Source organism: Prochlorococcus sp. MIT 1318, assembly GCF_047304505.1.
Lineage (GTDB): Bacteria > Cyanobacteriota > Cyanobacteriia > PCC-6307 > Cyanobiaceae > Prochlorococcus > Prochlorococcus marinus_D.
The window spans coordinates 1,743,077-1,759,058 of record NZ_CP138958.1 but is presented as its reverse complement, the minus strand read 5'-3'; the positions used below and the strand labels follow the sequence as shown (position 1 = coordinate 1,759,058).

Sequence of the window (15,982 nt, the reverse complement as noted above, 5' to 3'; positions counted from 1 at the left end):
CGGTCTTGATGAAGATTGTAAGAGCTGCGTTTTTACTTAGGCGTTTTACTGGCGCCTTGCTAGGGTTTTGCCGGAACTTAGTTGAAAGGTGTGTTCTTCGTCCAATTCCTTTAGTCAGAATGGGTACGGTGACGTCCTCTGCCACGTGCTATTCCCTTGAGTGAGATTAGTGAAAGTATTATCATCTATTTGGTGGCCGTGTATAGTTTTTAGCCGTGTACAATGATAGTTATACCCATTAACGTGAATGCTAGTTGATAGTGTGATTGATTCTGAATGCCCGCATGGTTGGCTTTGTATCTTATTCGCATCATGAACTCTTACATCACGATGTTTGACTGATTCTGTGAGTGATTGAATCACTGGTGTCTTCCAAGCTTTCTTTTCTGTTGTTGGTGCTGAGTTGTTGCTGCCAAAGCGATATTCAATGTTTCCTGAAACTCTGGTTTCAAAAGCTTCGTCATAGGAGAGATTAACGCCAAGGGTTAAACCACTACTGATTTCATAAGAGAGCTGGGCAAGAACACCAGAGCCATCGTCTTCTGTGAGGTCATCACCATGCTGGTAGTAGTAACCAATCGAGGCATCCCACTCAGGGGTAATTGCATAACCAACATCCAAGCCGTAGGTGCTTAAGGCACCACCGCGGTAACGGTCATTCAGGACCTGCTCGGTATCGCCAACTGGAAACAAGCCATAGGCATTGAAATTCCAGCTCTCAGAGACTGCTTCTAAACCTGCAGCAACCTGCTGAAAGAAGACATCACGCTTACCAGTGACATCCAACCCGGTTTCAGCATTACCGGTATTCATCGGGCGGCTGTCATAACCAGCATTCAGCCCATACATCCAGTTGCGGTCGCTATTCAGCCAGCGATAACCAAGTCTTGAGGAGGTGCTGATCGTGGTACCAGCAACCTCTGTATTGATGATGCTGCTATTGCCGTCGTAATCAGCAAAGTTGGCGTTGAGCAGCACATCAGCAAAGAACACACTGTTCTCGCCTACAGCGATTGGAAGGAACGCTCCAATACCAGCTTGATTGGGTGTGCCTGCTCCTTGCAGTGCACCTTGAAAACCCCAGTTGAACTGCACAGCGTCTTTAAGGTTGATCTCCATCACGCCAAGATCTGCTGCACTGCCGTCTTCTTCTTGAGCAGCTACTGGTTGGATGGGAGAGTTGGCTAAGGCAAGAGCAGCAGCACCAGTCAGCGATAAGGAGAGACGAATCGAACGCTGCACTGGGATCAACTAAATGCTCAGCTCATAGTGCTTTGAAAACTTGCTTGCAGAGCAGTCCTTGAGGCAGTCGCTTGGTTGGCAGCGAAGGTTTCGGGAGGCGTTGATTCTCTGAAAAAAGAACAAGCCCCGCACGATGGCGGGGCAAAGGCCATCCATTTCTCAAAGAGTGGGTGTTGGAACAGGCGAGATCGAAATGCGCTCATTAGGCATCACTAATTAGGCATCAATGTCTACGTCAAAGTCCCATGGTTTCAATGGTTGATCTTTCTCTCCACGGATTCCACGAGTCCCTATAGGTCCAACAATAAACCCCTTTGTTGCCACCCTTCTGATATTCCTGATGAAATCAGGGTGAATAATGCCGCCAACAATGATCTGGAGTTGATCGAGAGTTAGTTCTTGATTGGTCATGGTTTTGAGGGGTTGAGGAGGTTGTTTCCTCCAATGCATTCACCATCTCTCGAATCAATGGCTGCTGTGTTGATCTAGTTCAAGAGCTGCTGTGAGATTGATCACACCTTTGGGAAATGTACTCAGGCCAAGTCTTTCAGTATCTTCAGGCAGCTTTGGTGATGCTGATAAGGAGAGACGAATCGAACGCTGCACTTGGATTGAACGCTAAAAGGTCACTCATTATCTGGGATGTGTTTGGTTGCAGCCATCAGCCCACATCAACTGCAGCACTCAATCTGAACCGGCACATACCGTTGAGTCTCAAACCCTTGGACAAGACCTGCCTCAACCTTGGACACAGATCCACATCCAGTCTCAGCTAATGAGATCCTGAGATCCTCTAATTAACAGGCCTAACTGTCACAGCTAAACCTGCGTATCTGCATATCCGTCAGTGACGCAGCTCATACATCTACGGCCTGTGATTGGTTCCAATCTTCTGCACTAAGCCTGCCTTGACTTTCACCTTGTTGGATGAAGTCCTTAACGACATTCACCTGAACTGCTTGCATTGATGCATCAGGTGACATCTGGTTATTCAGCTGTCTAGCCCGGCGATCGTGATGAGTAGAAAGCGCACGAAGCAAGGCAGGGTCAACACCTTTCTGATGCGTGACCTCAGTCGTTACTTTCCCGTATGGATCAGTCGTGGTCTTGGTAACGATCCGACCGTGCAAGAGCTGCTCGCTAATTGCATCACGCATTTCTTTCTCACTTAAGTTCCAGCGTTCTTCACTGATCGCCATCCGTTCATCTAGTGAGAGCTGATTAATTGGATGCGCCTTAGCAGCGTTCTTGATCAACTGGCTGACCCTGGCCTGCGTTACGCCAAGCGCATCAGCTATGTCCCATTGCTTGATGCCGTTGATGTGCATCTCCCATGCGCGATTGCGTTTGATCTCTTGATCTTTAGCTCGCGTAATCGAATTCATCTCGTTGTTGCTAACTCGTACCCTGGAAAAAATCATAAGAGCGTATAAGGAAAAACATACCCCAAGGAATGAGCAAGGTCCCTATATAGAGATAGGTCCCCTAGAAGGGTTGATTTGGTTGGTAAGTAGTGGTGGAGAGGGGTTAAGTAGGAGGTTCCAACGGTTGACAACGGTTGGCAACGGTTGGTGTCAACCAAGAGAGTCCAGTGGTGGAGGGGAATCAACCACAACCAACTCTTTTGGCCTAGCTCTCTCCATATAGGGAGACCACCTTTTTGCCCGGTTTTCCAACTATCAGAACGCAGGCATTGATTGGCTTCCAACCGCATCAACCTTCAATGCTCCGATAATTGAAACGAGTGATATTGGCTTTCTTTGTGGGACTTAACAGCTCTTTTTTCACCAGCGCATGGAGCTGCTTTCGGGTGTTCTCAATCTCCGACGGTGTTGGCCGCCGCGGATGAACCATTGCGCTGGCCACTTGACTGGTGGTTACGCCATCTGGCGCTTTCCACAAACCGATGGCAGTTCCAACCCATTCGAGGGTTTGTTTTTGTCCTTCAGTCAGGTCTTCAATTTTTGATACCTTGCGTTTATCGGCGGTGAGTTCACCAAGCTTCTGTTCAAACTTGCCGAGCACTTTGAATGTGCCTTGTTTCCAATCGCCTCGGATTAGAACGTCGATGAATGGACCACGGCCTTCATAAACCATGCGTCGATGTGGATTCTCTTTATCGGCAACCCACTTGCCAGATTGTGGGTCTTTCATTTCTAGGAAGTGCAGTGAAATGCAACCGGAGACGGCACCACCAGCTGATGAATGACCACGGATTGCGTTGATCCCTATAGGGCCGGTTTCCTTGGGTGAATGGAACAGGCAGACGTGTGTAGTTTCCGTCTGACTGAGAAAAGTCTGGACATCGATCAGTGCACCACCGGCTTCAGGTTCTTGATCGCTCCCATGAATCCGTTGAATTGAGTGAAAGAAGGAATCGGTGACGAGAACTGCGCCGGGGTGATCGGAGGTGTCTTGGATCAACTGATCCATGCCTTGGTCATCCCAGGCGAGGTCATCTTCTTCTGTGTAGAGCTTGATGATTTGCGGGTGAAGGGTTTTATCAGGAGTCATCAGGCCCCTGGCCATCAGATAGGTCTCTGAATCAGAACCCGGTTGATCTACCCACCACAGGATCAGCTTGTGGTGGCCAGGAGCAGGCATCCAATCGGGGTTACCCATAAATGGTGTCTGAAAGATCAGGGACGCCACTAACTCAGTAGCGAGCTTGGTCTTTCCGACTTTGTTGAAAGCAGCGATGCCGGTAAGACAACGCATAGGGATCAGGTTGTCGATCAGAAATTCCTTCGGCTTGAACTTGGCTTTCTCACCGCCACGGGTGCCTTTTTCTTGGGTGCCTTTAATCAGATTGCGCTGATGCTGCAGGAGTGTGGAGCGGATGTTTTGAGGGCTGGCGGCAATGCCGATTTCACGAGCTGCAGTTGCTGCTCTGATTTGACGACGGATACTGTTTTTCTCGAAAGAGGGATGGTTGGGATCGACAAGCCCTTTCAAGATCAGATCCCAATCATCAATAGGGGAATTGGGATGAAGTTCATAGACCTCGGCGATGTCAGGGTGACCGTTAGTGGGTATACGTGTCATCAGAAACGCTCCGCTATTTCATGAACAGCCGCCGGGCAAGAGGTAGCAAGTTCATTGATTTGGAAGTACCGGAAGTGTTCAGCGATATAGGCGAGGGACTTGAGCTGGCTATCTACGCGTAAGCGATGAAGTTGATCTAGGTCTGGATGATCACGCCAGATAGTTCTTAGGTGTGGCCTAAGGGCTGCTGCTTTGGCTTGTGCATCGTTGATGACTTCTTCAGCCGCTTTGAGTTGCTCGGGTGTGCAGCTGTAGAAGTCGGGGATATTCCACGCCGCATCAAAGGCAGCAAAGAATTGATCAAAGATGTCAGCCCATTGAGAACGTTTTGCCTGAAGTGAAAGCAGGTCTTGATTGGAATGACGCGGGAAGTAATCCTTTTTGCCCGGTCGTCTTGGTCTATGTGGCTTGAACACGGCTGCTCGACCTGAATGACCACCTTCAAGGCGAATCAGTGCCCATTGCGTTCCGTTGATGGTTGTGGTCTGACCAATCAGGAGATCAGTGCCTGAATGGCAAAGAATGAGGTCTTCATTCCACCGGCAATCTCCATCGCTGGATCTTTGACATGCCGGGCAAGGATTGCGATTGCTGGATGACTGCATCACCCCAACCCCCAAATAGTGAGTTGGGCAAGCAAGCTGATGCCCCGCTGATTAGCGATTCGTTTAACCGCGTAGATCAGAGCTTGGTCTTCAAGTTGTATCTGCTCGGTAATGCGTTGACGCCTGACAAGGGTTGGCTCTTTTACGCCACGCGTGGCTGAATGCTTTTGAAAGGCACCACGCCGGATAATGGGAGATGACATAATTCACTTGGTGAATTGACTTGTGAATTGACTCGTTGATTTGCAATGGCCCGGGGCTGCAACACTTCGGGTAACAAAAAGAGAGAGGGCAGGCGTGGTTGTTTCTTCGGGCCAGAAGAATCCACCCTCTCTCTCTTTTTTTTATGGAGAGATGAACGCGTTTTTGCCGCGCTTTTCCATGTATTCGACGATTGCGTGACGGATCACAGTTGCTTGGCCGACGCGATGTTCAGCAGCAATAGTTTCAAGATGGGCCCGCATGGGGATAGGCGCTCTGAAGCCCAAGGACAAAAGTTGTGGAGGTCCGTATTTGAGTTCATGGCTGGAGAACTCTTTGGGGTTCACGGAAGTCATTGTGGTGTTGGACAATCAGACATTAGTGATTGAAAGAATCCCCTCGAGACAGTCGTTACATGCACTACATTCACCCTGTAGGTGTTACGTAGGCGTAATAGTTATCGATTTAGCGAGATCCCTTTCGGCCCTCTCAATATCACCTGTCAAATGAGAGCGGTTCATGCTTCCCCCTCCGCATAGATCTCGACTTTTTCTTGCTTGTTTTTCAGTCGCGCCTCACGCCTCGCGTCTTCTTTTTGCGTCGCTTCAATCGTTTTCTGAACCAGCAGCTCAATGATGGAAGGCACGCTGTAAAGGACGCTGCCGTGCTTGCCGCCGGTTGAATAGATCCAATCGATGCCAGGGCGAATCGTGCGTCTTCGGCGCATTGCACGAAGAGTGACGGGTTTAATTGCGAGCTGTTCACCTGCAACAACCTCCGGCACCCATAAGGGTGATGGTGTGGTCATGAGTTAGTAGAGCTGCAAACCCAACAGAGGCCTTCCCTTGCCTTGTTGATGGATGCCTTTCTCGCTTCACCGCTGTGGCTTAATTCCTCGGGAGGCGACTACGCCATGCCTCCTTTGACTCACTGAGCTACACCACCTGCCTGATGCCAACGCCGGAGCAGTGAGTCTCTGCGCGTCGATGTATTTAGATCCAGCCAGCAAGGCAGGCGCTGGTGGAAGGGTCGAAGTATGCGGGGAGATTGACTTTGCTTCCTCGAACCTACAAAACCTGTGCCTGTATGGCAACAGGCGTCAGAGAAGTTGTGTGGTCAGCTCTCCCAGAATCAAGCTCTAACCACACTCTGACCACAGAGGCCCTTTTGCTATTCGCTGAGATTCAAGTCGGGGCGACAGGATTCGAACCTGCGACCTAGTGCTCCCAAAGCACCCGCGCTACCAAGCTGCGCCACGCCCCGCCAAGCAAGAATCCTAATCTCTGGGGTGCTTATCAGTAAAACCTTTGCGACCAATAGGTTGGACCTTTTTGTAGAGAATCACTCTGAGTTCGTCTGCGGCTTGGGCGTCACTCAGACGATCGGGCTGATTTTCCTCCCTTGATGCTCTGACAATGGCGGTGACAATCCCTATGGATTCAATTTGCGCAGACGTTTCAGCAAGAGTCGGCAGGAATCACCTAGGCCATTTTTTTTGATAGTCATGACTTTAAAATCGAGCGATTATCCATGATCATGATCACCCCATGCTGATAGGGCTATATCTCGCTGGGCTAAAAGTCCAGAAGCTAATGATGGAGATTGGTCGAGCAGAGATAAGTTTGTGGTTTGGCCAGTACTATTCAGGAACATACTGATGCAATATCCTCCACAAGAATTGATTCGCCGCTTGGAGCGAGTGCTGACTCCGAAAGAAATGGAAGCCTGGCTGGAAAGCTGGCAACAATCCTTGGCAGCTGGGGCAAAACCACCACCGATTCCAACATGGGGGTTGCCATCACCTAGCCCAAATAGGAGTCTCTAGCTTACTGAGAAGTTGCTGTTTTTCTTCTCTATTCTGATTGAATCAGTCCATGGTTGTTGGTGTTTTAGCAGCGATTTCTGGCTCTCTTGCTTGGACATTAAGCAGTAGTCTTTGGCGTTCAATCGAAACGTCTTTAACTGCCTGGCAATTAAATGGTCTTAAGATCGTCATTGCCACATTATTTTTGTGCCCTGTACTTCTATTCTTGCCATGGTCTGAGCAGACCAATGGCTTGATGTTGTTAATGGCCAGTGGCGCTTTAGGTATTGCATTAGGAGATAGCTTCTACTTCGCTGCACTGCGTCGACTAGGAACACGAAGAACATTGACGATTGAAGCGCTAGGACCTCTTTTGGCGAGCTTTTACGGAATGACATTTTTGGCTGAGATAATTAATTTGAAATCATGGTTTGGAGCAATCCTTGTTGCGGCATCAGTTGTGATTGCAGCCTTTCAGCAACCGCCGGAAAAGGGAGTGGCTTTCAATCGACAGTTCTCGTCTCAACGTTTGGGCCTGCTCTTTGCTCTCTCTGGCGTTATTTGCGGCGTTAGTGGTGCCGCACTGTCAAGGCAGGTACTCCTTTCAGGAGAGATCACACCTTTGCAAAGTGCTTCCATTCGCTTACTAGGTGGATTATTGCTTATTATTCCTTGGCTACGCAAATGCATTCGACCAATTCCTTATCCACGCCCGTCGCAAATCCGTTGGCCCAGGATTTTGTTTGCAACATTGTTGGGAACCAACCTTGGGATTATTTTGCAACAGCTAGCTCTGCAAAAGCTTCCCCTAGGAATTGGGGTGACATTACTGAGCAGCTCACCTGTAATGGCTTTAATTCTTTGCCGTTATGAAGGAGACAGACTAAGGCTTGGAGGAATAGCTGCATCTTTTATGGCAGTTTTTGGAATTTGGCTTGCAGTAACTAACTAAATAAAAAAACTTTAACTCTATTAAATAGAATCGTTTCATTTTGTCAGCCAACTCAGGCTCGCCATGGCATCAATCATTACTTAAGAGAAAGTATTTATCAAACATCTCAGAGTTCGCTTTGGTGTCTTAAAGATTGCTAGGATCAAAGCAACAAATTAGGCGTTAGAGAAGCAGATAATTTGATGAAGTTATTCTTGGGAATATTGATGGTAGCTGGCGAAAATCTGATGAGAAGAATCAAGTCTTGACTCTAGCTCTTAGGCTGACATTATTATTTACTAGGTAGCCATGTATAAACTCTGGATGTCATCAATGGACGCATCAGATATTGAGAAGCCTTAATAAAGCAAGGTCTCTCTTGTCGCTTGAAGACAGCCAGAGAATCTAAATCATCGAATTATCAATCAATGCCCATACTGCCCTGCTAATAGATGCTTATTGGGTTTTTACGTCGTTTGGCATCTGCCATAGCTAGGGCAAGAGCAACCTTCAGATGGAAGGTCGACAAATGAGCATTACTTTTTTATTTACTCTATCGCTGTCGATAAAGAGCTACTCAGTTTTGGCTTCAGTCATGTCCCTTATGGGTCGCACTGACTTCAGAGGGCGCATCGTGACCACCAGCCATTTGCTTAAGGGACTGACTAGCGCAGATCGTGCTTAGGGCAATTACAACCAAGGATCCAGTGCGCAGCACCTCCAGAACGATAGGGAGGTGAGCATTGATTCGGTCTCGAACAGTTGTCATCAGATCAATTGAGAACATCCAATTACAGCAAACAATCAACCAAGAAAAAACCCTTGGTGGAATTCTTGAAGGGAGACGTTGCTTGAAAGTCCTGTTTCGAGTATGGAAGGCACAGGCAAATCCTTTCTTCCAACCCTGAGACAGCTCCCATCTGGTCTTGCAATGATCTTGACCAGTCACACCCCAATACTGTTTTGCGCTAGAGGCCAGATGAAACAGAGATCCCACAAGCATCAATGTGTTCGTGAAGATCATGGGAACAACTGTCTACCCTTGCAGTCGACCCAGTTTTGCCTGGTTGAATTTTTGGAGCCCAGTGAAATTGGTTAAAGCTCTGTTCAGCAATAGGTTGGCGTAAGGCGATGGTCAATCACTACAGAGAAAAGCAAGACCTTGCCTGACCAGCCCTGAGAAGATCGCCAGACAAATGCTTACTATTTCAGGTTTGACTGCCAAATTTCATTACGTGGAAAGGGCTTTGCTTGTCTCAGCCAATAGTGTTGCTGAAATCGGGCAAACAACGGAGCCGTTCTCATCACTTGTGGATCGTCAACCCTGAGGCTCAGCAGCTTGGTTCTAGAAGCATTGCTGCGTAGAGCGGAGCAGAGCAGATCGACTCATATCAGAACAAGGAAACAGCCAGGGCTTTGTAGCAACGTAAGACATTCACTCCCCTTGGCGGGCAAGGAAACGGCGATACGAATGCTGTCCTCATTTGTTGTCTTGATGTTGCGATGACGTCAGGCCACTGCAATAGAGTCTGTAAGGCTTAGCCAAAAATTATCCTTATGGCTCAGGAGGCCCTGATGGACTCTCTCTCTTCTATGGATGTTTTGGGATTAATAGCTGGAACACTAACCACAATTGCTTTTGTTCCTCAATTAGTAAAGGTTTGGCGTTCTAAATCAGCAAAAGACATCTCTTACGTGATGTTCATTCTTTTTATCGCCGGCATCATCCTATGGGAAATATATGGCTGGGGGATACATTCCATGCCAGTAATCCTGTTTAACGTGATCACCTTTATACTAGGACTGGCAATCCTAATTCTTAAATTTGTCTTTGACAGGCCAGCTGGCGAGGCGACGGAGACATCAAAATAAAAATTGTGAATGACGAGTTCACTGATTAATTGATTTTTACTAGAAAGACAAACATAATAACATTTTAATGGCTTTAACCTGCTCGTAAAAGTGATTGGGTTGAGTAGCCATGCAGCATTAATTGACCTCAATACTTGGTGCAAAGTTTTTCAATTGCAACCAGTCTTGAAGTTTTTCACCATTGCCTGGGTTTACCTAATCCAAGTTATTCTCTTGCATTTACGGTTCATAGCCTTTGTATCGACGAATATTTGTGTGAGCAGAATCACAGCATACCTTGTCTTTAATCACTCCTGACAAGGCATTATTTGGAGAAACTATCAACATTCAGAGTTTTATGCTTTCTCACTTATTTTAGACAAATAAACAGCGAAACTAACAAAAAACAACAAAAGGCATACATTTTAAAACATGTTAAGCACATCTAACAAATCAAGGACTTCATTATGAAGCACAATTAGTGTTCTCTAAGCATTTGAGGTGAATCAAGACTTGACATGAATTGTCCAATCATTTGGAAGCTTAGAAATGCATGGATAATGAAAGGTTCATTTTTTTAACATTGCCTTGCCTATGGCCAATGAGTCAGTTATAAACAAGTTAAGAATACCAATAGAATTTTCGATTAACCCCATTGTTCAAATGTCAAATCAAAATCCAACCTCATGAGCAACCGAAAGCCAGCGCCGCTTGCCTTAACTAGTTTATCCCTTGCCATGATCCTTTGTAGTGGATGCTTAGGGAGCAGTGAGACTCAACTTTCGTCTAATGAAACGAGCTCTGAGAAGAGGGTAGAAGTTGAAAGAGATCAACAACAGGCGAAAGAAGAGAAGGAAAAGATTGCTAGAGAACCCATCCCAAGAAATGAGAAAGTTTTGGCTTTAGAAGAGCATGAAAATGGACTCGACGTAGCCCTTCTTAGGGTAAAACGATCAAGCGACAATACAGTTACTTTACAATGGCGCTATATTAATAACACAGACGAGGAAGTGACATTGTGTAACTCATATTGTTGGACAAATCTTAGAAGCAGTTGGCTCGCTGATTCATACATAGTTGATAATGATAACCAGAAGAAACATCTTGTCGTTAAAGCAGATGGAAACCCTATGACTACCAAAGTCAACCGTCCAACAAAGTTGAACCCCGGAAGCTCTTATAAAGTTTGGGCTAAGTTCCCTGCTCCGCCAGTTGAAGTAGAGAGTGTTTCGATCTATATCCCTGGCACAATACCTATAGAGGATGTACGGATAGAAGGTTGATCCAATGTCTTTACCAATTAGGTATCAACGTCTTTTCTATTTAATGTCCTTTTCTGTTGCTCTAATGCAATCAGGTAGTATAAAACCTATCCAGGCTTGGGTATATGATTTTCAGCAACCCATGCCTGTTATAGCAACTAGTAAATCCAGTAAGCTCGAAAACCCAACTTATAAAACCAAGCAAAAACTAAACAGTCTTTTGCATGAAACCCATGATTTGGTTTTTGACGTAAATACGATTGAGTACTCTATTGAAGATCTACACATTGTTATTGAGAAAGAACGTGAGATTCTTATTGAACTTGCTGCTGATGTTCTCTTCGATTTCGATAAAGCCAACCTCAAGCCATCAGCTGTTACTTCTCTTGAGACTGTAGCCAAACGTATCCATGAGTCTTCACGGGGGGATGTTCGCATCGAGGGTCATACTGACTCGAAGGGTTCGAATGAATACAATCAAACGCTTTCTGAGAAGCGTGCAATTTCTGTTCGAGACTGGTTTGTCTCTGATGGTGGCCTAAGCAATGTTCAATTCGTCACCAAGGGCTTTGGGGAATTGAAGCCGGTGGTCTCTAACACAACTGAAAAAGGAGGTGATGATCCAATAGGACGACAGCGCAATCGACGGGTGGAAATTATCATTAAGACCGTAGACTAATTTCTACTAGCGAGAAATTTCAATCCGATAATCTTTCTAGTTATTTAATTTTTCCTTGCCAAGCTTAGTCCCGAATCTGTATTCTGTTCTCTCTAATCAGCTAGTTTATTGCTTGACGGCCTTGCTGTTTAAGCCATCTATAGAATGTTCTTTCAAAAAGCAGAAATCAAACTCTAATTTGTGCATGGCTCAAAGTTTTCATTCAATGCTGGGCCACCATCTGCGGGCTGGATACAGCCCAATTGTTGAGTCTGTGGCTCTTCTTTCTTGATTCTATACTGTTGATCGTTGCTTCCATTAGAATTCATTTGCTCACTGATATCAGATAAGAGCATCTGGCCAACCAGCCCTAATTGGCTCCCGATAAATAACGAGATGAAGAAGCTGATCACCAACAAGGGCCAAGGTGCTGACTTGTCGGTCTTGAGTTTGGCCATGTCTAAATTTAGACGCTTAGGGTCTCTAATCAATTGATAGTCGTCATCTTTGACACCACTTAACGCATGCCATTCATTCCTTAGGCTTCCGTTCTCTGCAGCATCCTCGCAGCTTAGACATGGTTTAAAGAGCGTGATTGCCGCGAGACTACCCTGCTGGGTAGATCATAATCCCACTACAATCCCATAAATTTATTCAAGATAGCTCTAGGATTTTCATGGTTAAAGAACAGAACCTCCTGTCTTTGTTTCGTTACTAAAGCTATAGATTCTTTCTATCGACTCCGAATCCTTGGTACAAATGTAACTTCCGATTTTTGCATCGCCTTAGTTTACCTATGAACTGGCCACCCAACAAAGCTTGGACAAGTACAACTTCTCGGCTTGGTTTTCGCCATTTTGTTGCCATCAACTACGGTGGTAAGGGGTCAGATCGATGGGTGAATCTCGTTTCTGTACTTGATGGCCAAGCACGATTACGTGTGTCTTGGCAGGAAATGAAAGACTCCTCTATGTGGAACAGTGGCTGGCAACAGCTGCCTAAACTTGAAACAAAAACACCTGATGATCAGATAGTTAATCAACAAATAGATCAAAATATGCAAGAGGCTTGTCTGCATCCTTCTGAGGATTTTGATGATCGGCAGTGGTTTGATCAAGAAAACAGTTGAGCTGATTAGATGCCTGACTTTTCTTTTTCTATTGATTGATGATTAAATCAAAGACCATTCACTCCCCTTTCTATTTATTAACACCTACTTGTTCCTAGATTGGCCTCTTATCCACTCTTAACCGCTTACCACTTAGTGCTTGCATACTTTATAATTAGAGCTTTGATGTTCAATGAAAAGCAGCTTAATGGAACACAGCTGGCTTAAGTGTTAGTTCCAGAAATCCCTCGAGCTCTGAGATCGGTAGGATCTGTTTCACTGCCTCCCCGATAGGGATGATTAAGCCAGACGCTATCAGCAATGGCATGCGGTCAACTCTCATGCCCTTGCCTATCTTCTGAACGCAAAGTAGTTCTCTAACTCCATCTGAGTTGTTGCGCTCATAGAGCTTGGCATTGTTGATTTGGGCAAGAGCAGATGGAACGAATCCATGTTTTGCTACAACATTTGTGAGTTTCATAGTCCTAGCCTCTCTTTGATCAATGGGTCGAGGTCTTTCTTGAGGAAAGCGGCGTAGGCGAGAGCTAGGTTTAAATCACCTCGCTGCTCTGCATATTCGATTGCATCGAGCACTGCCAACTTGATCGTGTGGATGTTTGTCAGCCCACGCGTTACTGAAGGTCTCTTGATTGTGTTGTTCATTTACTGATTGCGATGGGGTTGTTTTAATGCCGGAGGTTGTCGGCATCCGAATCATCGAACCTATGCGCTGCAAAGTGCAACCCCTTGTGTGTAGGGATACCCCTATACTTCACTTTGGATCCCTTGTAGCTATTGTGTGTTGACTGATGTAGCTTCAGGGCAATGCCTGTCAATCTCACCATCACCAGGCGACTGGCTGTCAACCTTCCGCTTTCGCTTGCGGCAGAGGTGGAACGTTTGGCAAGGAATGAGCGTCGTTCTATTGCCTCATGGCTTCGGAACGCTATTGAGGATCAGGTCTTGCTCGAACTCAATCGCGAGCAGCACAGGTCTTGAATCGTCTCAAGCCATTTTTAATCAAGCTGATCACGTAACGGTCAGACCTTATCCCTATCGTCTCCTCTACAAGGCCCTTCGAGCAGACTGGTTTCCTACTCATTCAGTGAAGGAAACTCGTGTCGATAACGATCATTTGCGAACGGTTTTTTAGCCCTCTTTTGAGAGCTTGAATGCGAACTCTCTACATCAGTGAACAGTGCAAATCATCATGCTGAGATGACCAGGAGATGGTCAACCCAGCTCGCATGAAGAACTGGGTTTTGGTTCTGTCGATCATCTCCTTGCCATTTTTAGATTATGCGGCCTTGCTGGAATGATGCAGATCAAGACGCTGCCAGCAACCGCTTTGGAATTTCGGAAGTTGCCAGACTCTCTGGGCTTCCTTTTGTTGACTTCGAATCTGACAGCAATGCTCGCAAAGGCATGGCTCTAGCTCCACCCCAGTTGCCTGTAACAGTGTTGCCATTGTGCTTTGGCAGTTACCCAGGGATAGCAAAGAGGCACGCCATTCGCCAGTCCTCCTTTTTTCTAAGGCCACGAATCAGCCAAGGCTTTGTGCATGCCCTGCAACGATCATGGCCTAAGCGAGCGGCCCAGGCTTGTTACCAGTCCGATCGATAGCCAACAGCCCCATCGGCGTGACCATGCCGTACTGATGCATCCTTTTTCTATTGAGTGAATCAATCACCATGAATCTCTTGGAACCCCAGGATCTGCCAGATCTTCCCAAGCTGAAGTTGGCCGTTGTGGGCCACGTTGAATGGGTGACCTTCCTGTCTACAGATCAATTACCCCAGCCTGGGGTAATCAGCCATGCAGATCATTCTTTTGAAGAGCCCGCTGGCGGTGGAGCTGTCGTCGCGGTGCAATTGGCTCGGCTCGTTAAACAACCCGTTCAATTCATAACAGCTCTAGGTCGAGATTCATACGGTGAAAAGAGTTTTCAAAGACTCCAGCAGCTTGGCTTAAGCCTGACTGTGGCTTGGCGTGATCAACCCACTCGTCGGGCGATCAGCCTTGTTGATTCTCATGGGGAACGGGCAATTACAGTGATTGGTAAGCGTTTACAACCCAGAGCAAAAGATGCGCTGGGCTGGGGAGCCCTTGCTGGTTACGACGGTGTTTTTGTGACCGCTGCAGATGCCCCTGCACTGCATCATTGTCGTCATGCTGGTGTGATGGCAGCTACTCCTCGCGTGCGTCTTGAGACACTTGAGCAGGCGAATATTCAGCTTGATGCGCTGATTGGTAGTGGTCTTGATCCAGGCGAACACGTTCCAGATAAAGCTCTCTTTCCAACTCCCCGGCTGAGAATTGCAACTGAAGGAGCTTTAGGCGGTCAACTATGGCCTGGCGGACGCTATCAGGCTGTTTCACTGAAATCTCCAGTCGTGGATGCTTATGGCTGTGGCGATAGCTTTGCCGCTGGGGTAACTGCAGGTTTGGCTGCTGGTTGGACTGATGAACAGGCGATCAGCCTAGGGGCTCACTGCGGTGCAAGCTGTGCGACTCATTTTGGGCCTTACTCCAGTGATGAGTGAGTCTGAGAGTTGGGCGTTGATTCGACCTTCAGACTTGAAGGCAAGCCTGCCAATAACTTGTGAGCAGCTTGAAGTGAGGATCAACCTGATTCACTTAGGCAATCGCGATCAGATCTTGATCAGCAAAATTAGAGATAGCGCTCAGCTTGATTCAGAAAGATGGCGCTTGGTTTGCAGAGGCAATTGGCCGGGAGGATGATCAGCCTATAAATCCAAGAAATCACAGCTGATTGATGTCCAAGATCTGCGCTGTCCCTGAGCACTTTTTTGCTTGTTAGCAAGACGTCTTATCGGCTTTGATCAATTGAGCATCTACCCATTCACCCTTTGCATTGTTCTCAACCGATGGGCAGCTCAGCTGCTGGATCAGGACTTTCGAAGATCGAGGCAATCCTTGCGACAAGAAGATCAATGCGTTAGAAGCTTGAGTACTACCGAATTGGAAGACGATCAATGAGATCCTCTCCACACCCTTACGAGCTGACCATTGTTGTTGGCATTGCAATATTGCTCGGAGGGCGCTTTTCAGTTTTTACTTTGCGCCCCGTATTTATTAGCGCAATCGCATTGTTGATCACCTTGACTGCATCGCGCTCCCAACGACGGTTAAAGCCTTCCCGCTCATCGTTAACTCCAATCCGTTCAACGCATGTCAATCGGAATGCACAACCTGCACCTATCCCCGAGTGGGGTCCACATGCCCATCAATTGTCCAGCAGTGCACCGACTTCA

At 46.8% G+C, this 15,982-nt stretch carries 22 protein-coding genes and 1 tRNA gene; 8 read left to right on the top strand and 15 right to left on the bottom strand.

Going from position 1 to position 15,982, the window contains the following annotated elements; all coding sequences use genetic code 11:
- Nucleotides 1–114: 114 nt before the first annotated feature.
- The 9 genes from SIB66_RS09040 to SIB66_RS09000 form a co-directional block, all read right to left on the bottom strand.
- On the bottom strand, nucleotides 115–1,242 hold the full coding sequence (locus SIB66_RS09040; RefSeq protein ID WP_074160808.1) for a carbamoyl-phosphate synthase: 1,128 nt from the start codon (nucleotides 1,240–1,242) through the stop codon (nucleotides 115–117).
- A gap of 216 nt (nucleotides 1,243–1,458) precedes the next feature.
- The gene (locus tag SIB66_RS09035) at nucleotides 1,459–1,653 is read right to left on the bottom strand and encodes a CCRG-2 family RiPP (protein WP_413681254.1); all 195 of its coding nucleotides are present in this window, start codon (nucleotides 1,651–1,653) and stop codon (nucleotides 1,459–1,461) included.
- Nucleotides 1,654–1,707: 54 nt separating this feature from the next.
- Nucleotides 1,708–1,848 carry a hypothetical protein gene (locus tag SIB66_RS09030; RefSeq protein ID WP_236073617.1) on the bottom strand — a complete coding sequence of 47 codons (141 nt, stop codon included), beginning with the start codon at nucleotides 1,846–1,848 and terminating at the stop codon, nucleotides 1,708–1,710.
- A gap of 251 nt (nucleotides 1,849–2,099) precedes the next feature.
- Nucleotides 2,100–2,627: a hypothetical protein gene (locus SIB66_RS09025; protein ID WP_236073615.1), complete on the bottom strand. Its 528-nt coding sequence runs from the start codon at nucleotides 2,625–2,627 to the stop codon at nucleotides 2,100–2,102.
- 328 nt (nucleotides 2,628–2,955) lie between these two features.
- Nucleotides 2,956–4,287, bottom strand: a complete 1,332-nt coding sequence (locus SIB66_RS09020) for an AAA family ATPase (RefSeq protein WP_063421376.1) — start codon at nucleotides 4,285–4,287, stop codon at nucleotides 2,956–2,958.
- Nucleotides 4,287–4,892 (bottom strand): hypothetical protein, encoded by a 606-nt coding sequence (locus SIB66_RS09015; RefSeq protein WP_063421374.1) that lies wholly within the window; start codon nucleotides 4,890–4,892, stop codon nucleotides 4,287–4,289. The genes SIB66_RS09020 and SIB66_RS09015 overlap by 1 nt, the downstream gene beginning before the upstream one ends.
- Nucleotides 4,892–5,095, bottom strand: a complete 204-nt coding sequence (locus SIB66_RS09010) for a hypothetical protein (protein WP_063421372.1) — start codon at nucleotides 5,093–5,095, stop codon at nucleotides 4,892–4,894. The genes SIB66_RS09015 and SIB66_RS09010 overlap by 1 nt, the downstream gene beginning before the upstream one ends.
- A 515-nt stretch (nucleotides 5,096–5,610) precedes the next feature.
- Entirely contained in the window at nucleotides 5,611–5,901 is a 291-nt protein-coding gene (locus SIB66_RS09005) for a hypothetical protein (RefSeq protein WP_063421368.1), read from the bottom strand.
- A 381-nt stretch (nucleotides 5,902–6,282) separates the two neighbouring features.
- A tRNA-Pro gene (locus tag SIB66_RS09000) sits at nucleotides 6,283–6,356 on the bottom strand.
- A gap of 366 nt (nucleotides 6,357–6,722) precedes the next feature.
- Here SIB66_RS09000 and SIB66_RS08995 point away from each other — a divergent pair.
- Nucleotides 6,723–6,899 carry a hypothetical protein gene (locus SIB66_RS08995; protein WP_236070059.1) on the top strand — a complete coding sequence of 59 codons (177 nt, stop codon included), beginning with the start codon at nucleotides 6,723–6,725 and terminating at the stop codon, nucleotides 6,897–6,899.
- A gap of 68 nt (nucleotides 6,900–6,967) precedes the next feature.
- Nucleotides 6,968–7,849 carry a DMT family transporter gene (locus tag SIB66_RS08990; RefSeq protein WP_063405578.1) on the top strand — a complete coding sequence of 294 codons (882 nt, stop codon included), beginning with the start codon at nucleotides 6,968–6,970 and terminating at the stop codon, nucleotides 7,847–7,849.
- A gap of 568 nt (nucleotides 7,850–8,417) precedes the next feature.
- Here SIB66_RS08990 and SIB66_RS08985 read toward each other — a convergent pair.
- Complete coding sequence (locus SIB66_RS08985; protein ID WP_063405601.1) at nucleotides 8,418–8,597, bottom strand: hypothetical protein; 180 nt, start codon at nucleotides 8,595–8,597, stop codon at nucleotides 8,418–8,420.
- Nucleotides 8,598–9,385: 788 nt separating this feature from the next.
- Between SIB66_RS08985 and SIB66_RS08980 the strand changes: the two genes are divergently transcribed.
- From SIB66_RS08980 to SIB66_RS08970, 3 genes are all read left to right on the top strand, one after another.
- Entirely contained in the window at nucleotides 9,386–9,700 is a 315-nt protein-coding gene (locus SIB66_RS08980) for a SemiSWEET family sugar transporter (RefSeq protein ID WP_236070058.1), read from the top strand.
- 665 nt (nucleotides 9,701–10,365) lie between these two features.
- On the top strand, nucleotides 10,366–10,962 hold the full coding sequence (locus SIB66_RS08975) for a hypothetical protein (RefSeq protein ID WP_063405577.1): 597 nt from the start codon (nucleotides 10,366–10,368) through the stop codon (nucleotides 10,960–10,962).
- A 4-nt stretch (nucleotides 10,963–10,966) separates the two neighbouring features.
- Nucleotides 10,967–11,620, top strand: a complete 654-nt coding sequence (locus SIB66_RS08970) for an OmpA family protein (protein WP_063405576.1) — start codon at nucleotides 10,967–10,969, stop codon at nucleotides 11,618–11,620.
- A gap of 173 nt (nucleotides 11,621–11,793) precedes the next feature.
- Here the strand turns inward: SIB66_RS08970 and SIB66_RS08965 are convergent, their stop codons facing one another.
- On the bottom strand, nucleotides 11,794–12,057 hold the full coding sequence (locus SIB66_RS08965) for a hypothetical protein (protein ID WP_236070057.1): 264 nt from the start codon (nucleotides 12,055–12,057) through the stop codon (nucleotides 11,794–11,796).
- Nucleotides 12,058–12,395: 338 nt separating this feature from the next.
- On the opposite strand from SIB66_RS08965, the gene SIB66_RS08960 reads away from it, so the two are divergent.
- Nucleotides 12,396–12,728, top strand: coding sequence for a TIGR02450 family Trp-rich protein (locus SIB66_RS08960; protein ID WP_011130291.1), 333 nt, complete (start codon nucleotides 12,396–12,398; stop codon nucleotides 12,726–12,728).
- 184 nt (nucleotides 12,729–12,912) lie between these two features.
- Here SIB66_RS08960 and SIB66_RS08955 read toward each other — a convergent pair whose 3' ends face one another.
- Both SIB66_RS08955 and SIB66_RS08950 read right to left on the bottom strand, forming a co-directional pair.
- Nucleotides 12,913–13,188 (bottom strand): hypothetical protein, encoded by a 276-nt coding sequence (locus SIB66_RS08955; RefSeq protein ID WP_063405574.1) that lies wholly within the window; start codon nucleotides 13,186–13,188, stop codon nucleotides 12,913–12,915.
- A complete protein-coding gene (locus SIB66_RS08950) occupies nucleotides 13,185–13,370 on the bottom strand; it encodes a hypothetical protein (RefSeq protein ID WP_063405573.1) in 186 nt (61 codons plus the stop codon). The genes SIB66_RS08955 and SIB66_RS08950 overlap by 4 nt, the downstream gene beginning before the upstream one ends.
- Before the next feature lie 162 nt (nucleotides 13,371–13,532).
- Here SIB66_RS08950 and SIB66_RS08945 point away from each other — a divergent pair, with 162 nt between their 5' ends.
- Nucleotides 13,533–13,706, top strand: coding sequence for a hypothetical protein (locus tag SIB66_RS08945; protein ID WP_011825888.1), 174 nt, complete (start codon nucleotides 13,533–13,535; stop codon nucleotides 13,704–13,706).
- Nucleotides 13,707–14,004: 298 nt separating this feature from the next.
- Here SIB66_RS08945 and SIB66_RS08940 read toward each other — a convergent pair whose 3' ends face one another.
- Nucleotides 14,005–14,175 (bottom strand): hypothetical protein, encoded by a 171-nt coding sequence (locus SIB66_RS08940; RefSeq protein WP_155724971.1) that lies wholly within the window; start codon nucleotides 14,173–14,175, stop codon nucleotides 14,005–14,007.
- Nucleotides 14,176–14,398: 223 nt separating this feature from the next.
- Between SIB66_RS08940 and SIB66_RS08935 the strand changes: the two genes are divergently transcribed.
- On the top strand, nucleotides 14,399–15,250 hold the full coding sequence (locus SIB66_RS08935; RefSeq protein ID WP_063405571.1) for a carbohydrate kinase family protein: 852 nt from the start codon (nucleotides 14,399–14,401) through the stop codon (nucleotides 15,248–15,250).
- A 473-nt stretch (nucleotides 15,251–15,723) separates the two neighbouring features.
- Here the strand turns inward: SIB66_RS08935 and SIB66_RS08930 are convergent, their stop codons facing one another.
- Nucleotides 15,724–15,906, bottom strand: a complete 183-nt coding sequence (locus tag SIB66_RS08930; RefSeq protein WP_157859821.1) for a hypothetical protein — start codon at nucleotides 15,904–15,906, stop codon at nucleotides 15,724–15,726.
- Between the last annotated feature and the right edge of the window lie 76 nt (nucleotides 15,907–15,982).

Bases quoted from the DNA above. Each gene is read 5' to 3' on its own strand.
- SIB66_RS09035 (WP_413681254.1), bottom strand. From the start codon at position 1,653: ATGACCAATCAAGAACTAACTCTCGATCAACTCCAGATCATTGTTGGC.
- SIB66_RS09025 (WP_236073615.1), bottom strand. From the start codon at position 2,627: ATGAATTCGATTACGCGAGCTAAAGATCAAGAGATCAAACGCAATCGC.
- SIB66_RS09020 (WP_063421376.1), bottom strand. From the start codon at position 4,287: ATGACACGTATACCCACTAACGGTCACCCTGACATCGCCGAGGTCTAT.
- SIB66_RS09015 (WP_063421374.1), bottom strand. From the start codon at position 4,892: ATGCAGTCATCCAGCAATCGCAATCCTTGCCCGGCATGTCAAAGATCC.
- SIB66_RS09010 (WP_063421372.1), bottom strand. From the start codon at position 5,095: ATGTCATCTCCCATTATCCGGCGTGGTGCCTTTCAAAAGCATTCAGCC.
- SIB66_RS09005 (WP_063421368.1), bottom strand. From the start codon at position 5,901: ATGACCACACCATCACCCTTATGGGTGCCGGAGGTTGTTGCAGGTGAA.
- SIB66_RS08990 (WP_063405578.1), top strand. From the start codon at position 6,968: ATGGTTGTTGGTGTTTTAGCAGCGATTTCTGGCTCTCTTGCTTGGACA.
- SIB66_RS08985 (WP_063405601.1), bottom strand. From the start codon at position 8,597: ATGACAACTGTTCGAGACCGAATCAATGCTCACCTCCCTATCGTTCTG.
- SIB66_RS08980 (WP_236070058.1), top strand. From the start codon at position 9,386: ATGGCTCAGGAGGCCCTGATGGACTCTCTCTCTTCTATGGATGTTTTG.
- SIB66_RS08975 (WP_063405577.1), top strand. From the start codon at position 10,366: ATGAGCAACCGAAAGCCAGCGCCGCTTGCCTTAACTAGTTTATCCCTT.
- SIB66_RS08970 (WP_063405576.1), top strand. From the start codon at position 10,967: ATGTCTTTACCAATTAGGTATCAACGTCTTTTCTATTTAATGTCCTTT.
- SIB66_RS08965 (WP_236070057.1), bottom strand. From the start codon at position 12,057: ATGGCCAAACTCAAGACCGACAAGTCAGCACCTTGGCCCTTGTTGGTG.
- SIB66_RS08960 (WP_011130291.1), top strand. From the start codon at position 12,396: ATGAACTGGCCACCCAACAAAGCTTGGACAAGTACAACTTCTCGGCTT.
- SIB66_RS08955 (WP_063405574.1), bottom strand. From the start codon at position 13,188: ATGAAACTCACAAATGTTGTAGCAAAACATGGATTCGTTCCATCTGCT.
- SIB66_RS08950 (WP_063405573.1), bottom strand. From the start codon at position 13,370: ATGAACAACACAATCAAGAGACCTTCAGTAACGCGTGGGCTGACAAAC.
- SIB66_RS08945 (WP_011825888.1), top strand. From the start codon at position 13,533: ATGCCTGTCAATCTCACCATCACCAGGCGACTGGCTGTCAACCTTCCG.
- SIB66_RS08940 (WP_155724971.1), bottom strand. From the start codon at position 14,175: ATGGCAACACTGTTACAGGCAACTGGGGTGGAGCTAGAGCCATGCCTT.
- SIB66_RS08935 (WP_063405571.1), top strand. From the start codon at position 14,399: ATGAATCTCTTGGAACCCCAGGATCTGCCAGATCTTCCCAAGCTGAAG.